The organism is Ideonella azotifigens (genome assembly GCF_006519715.1).
Taxonomy (GTDB): Bacteria; Pseudomonadota; Gammaproteobacteria; order Burkholderiales; family Burkholderiaceae_C; genus Ideonella; species Ideonella azotifigens.
In genome coordinates, this window is the sequence record NZ_VIDT01000732.1 from 1 (window position 1) to 2,548 (window position 2,548).

At 67.4% G+C, this 2,548-nt stretch carries 3 protein-coding genes; 2 read left to right on the forward strand and 1 reads right to left on the reverse strand.

Annotated elements, in window-relative coordinates; genetic code table 11:
• A partial coding sequence (locus FKP22_RS26930) for an acetate--CoA ligase family protein (RefSeq protein ID WP_211361607.1) occupies positions 1 to 1,129 on the reverse strand: 1,129 nt, incomplete at its 3' end.
• A gap of 207 nt (positions 1,130 to 1,336) precedes the next feature.
• Here FKP22_RS26930 and FKP22_RS26935 point away from each other — a divergent pair.
• Together FKP22_RS26935 and FKP22_RS26940 are read left to right on the forward strand one after the other, a co-directional pair.
• On the forward strand, positions 1,337 to 1,933 hold the full coding sequence (locus FKP22_RS26935; protein WP_141291035.1) for a hypothetical protein: 597 nt from the start codon (positions 1,337 to 1,339) through the stop codon (positions 1,931 to 1,933).
• Positions 1,934 to 1,941: 8 nt separating this feature from the next.
• Positions 1,942 to 2,548 (forward strand): alcohol dehydrogenase catalytic domain-containing protein (locus FKP22_RS26940; protein WP_170201114.1); only part of this gene is annotated, 607 nt, incomplete at its 3' end.

Consider the following 2,548-nt stretch of genomic DNA (forward strand, 5'->3'; position numbering starts at 1 on the left):
CGTTGGCAGGGTCGCCAAGCAAGGTCTTCAGCGCCAGAACATAGCGCGCCACAGGCGCATCGCCCATGATGTCGACCGGATTGCCGTGGCGCCAGTTGGCGGGCAATGCCACGTTCAGCGCCCGCAGCGTGGCTTCGCTCAACGGAGCCAGCGCGACGCCGGCCAGCGCAGCTGCGTCGGCCGCCAGCACGCCGGCGCCAGCGCCATTGCTCAGCAGCGTCAATTGCGCCGGCCAGGGTGCCGCCTGATCGATGGGCTGGCCGTGAAAATGGGCAAGTGTTTCAACGGCAGTGAAAAACTCCTCCAGGGTGTCGACACGCAGCATGCCGGCTCGCCGGATGGCCGCGTCGTACACCAGGTCCGAGCCAGCGAGCGCCCCGGTGTGCGACAACGCCGCCGCCTGGTCATGCGAACGGCCGGCCTTCACCACCAGCACCGGCTTGTTGCGCGCCGCGGCACGTGCTGCGGACATGAACTTGCGGGCCGAAGTGATGGATTCGACATACAGCAGGATCGCACGCGTCCTGGCGTCGCTGGCCAGCCAGTCGAGCAGGTCGCCAAGGTCCACGTCCACATGCTCGCCCAGCGAGATGCAATGCGAAAACCCGATGCCACGGCCATTCGCCCAGTCCAGCACCGCGGACATCAGGGACCCGGATTGCGAGACCAAGGCCAAGTCGCCGGGCTGGGCGCAGGTGTGCGCGAGGCTGGCATTCAGATGTGCATGCGGCGACAGCAGGCCCAGGCCATTCGGGCCGATGATGCGCAGCATGTGTCGGCCGGCGGCCTCCAGCATGGCCCGGCGCATGGCTTCGTCCATCCCCGCGCTGAGCACGACAGCGGCACGCGTGCCGCGAGCACCCAGGTCCTCGATCAGCCTGGCCACCGTCGCGGCGGGCGTGCAGATCACCGCGAGTTCCGGGGCCTCGGGCAGGCTGGCCACATCCGCATAGGCTTCTTCGCCAGCGATCTGGCCGTGCTTGGGGTTGACCGCCCAGCGGGCGCCGCCGAATCCGCCCTGGCGCAGGTTGCGCCAGACCGTGGCGCCCACGCTGGCAGGCCGGTCACTGGCGCCAAACACGGCAACCGAGCGAGGCGCGAACATCGAGTCCAGGTGGCGAATGCTCATGGCAGGCTCGGCGTAAAAGAGAGGCAGACCATCATGCATGTGCCTTGGCCTGCGCGGTTGATGTGCCGCAATGGCCGGCGGAAGAAGCCAGGCGGCTTCGCATCAAGCGTCATTTGAGCGATCTCAACACCGCCTGGTGCGTCGCGCGCCATGCTGGGAGCCAGCCACAGCCGTGTGGCTCCAGTTTGCAATGGAAAGGTCTTCTGAATGGACGGGACGGTCGGGATTCGCAGTGCCGCGCGGGCCATGCTGGCGTCCGCGCTGCCGCTTCTTCTGGCTGCCTGCGGCCACCTCCTGCCCAGCGAGACGCAGCGCACCGCCACTTCGTTCGAAAGTTACGAGGCGGCGGGTCAGGCGCTGCAAGCCGTGGTGCCGTTCAAGACCACGGTGAATGACTTGAAAGCACTCGGCTTCGACATCGCGGACAGTGCGAATGTGAACGTGATCCCGTATCCCGAGTTGGTGGCGCGGCTGGCCCCCCATCCGAACATCGCGCTCGATGAACTCGATCCCGGCATCCGCGCCTGCATCCAGGCACAGATGGCGTGCCGCGCCTACGAGTTCGAGATCGGTGTGCAGCAGCGCCAGCGCGTGGGCGATTTCTGGCGCGATTTCCTGAACTTCAGGCGCCTGACAGAAGTGAGCGGCTGGCATTTGCGTGCGCTGCTGGTCATTCGGAGCGGTGTGGTCCTGTTCTCCAACTTCGGCGGCGAGCCTCGCGTGGCTCGCTCGGAACTGCGGGTCAACCCGCTGGGGCCATTGCAACCGTCTGGCGAAGCAGCCGGTGCAATCCTGACCCGCTAGGGCCACACATGCAAGCCATGGTGCTCCACGGGCCTGGTCAGCCGCTGCGGCTGGTGCAAAGGGTCGATCCCGAACCGGGGCCTGGTGAGTTGCGCCTGCGGGTCGAGGCCTGCGCGGTCTGCCGAACAGACTTGCACATCGTCGACGGCGAGTTGCCGGTGCCGCATTGGCCTGTCGTTCCCGGCCACGAGATCGTCGGCATCGTCGAGCGCGTTGGCAGCGGGGTAGCGCTGTCGCTGCTTGGGCAACGCGTGGGCGTGCCCTGGCTGGGCCACGCTTGCGGCTGCTGTGCCTATTGCGCCCGCGGCAGCGAGAACCTTTGCGATGCACCGCTATTCACCGGCCACGGCCGCGATGGCGGCTTCGCCACCCATGTGCTCGCCGAGGCTGCGTTCTGCCTGCCCTTGAGCCTGCCGATGGCGCCAGCGCAAATGGCCCCCTTGCTGTGCGCTGGCCTGATCGGTTGGCGCACGTTGCGCAAGGCCGGTGACGATGCAGCTCGCATCGGCATCTATGGCTTCGGTGCCGCGGCGCATCTGGTCACGCAGGCCGCGCTGGCGCAGGGCAAGGAAGTGCTCGCATTCACGCGGCCGGGGGATGCCGCGACGCAGCGAT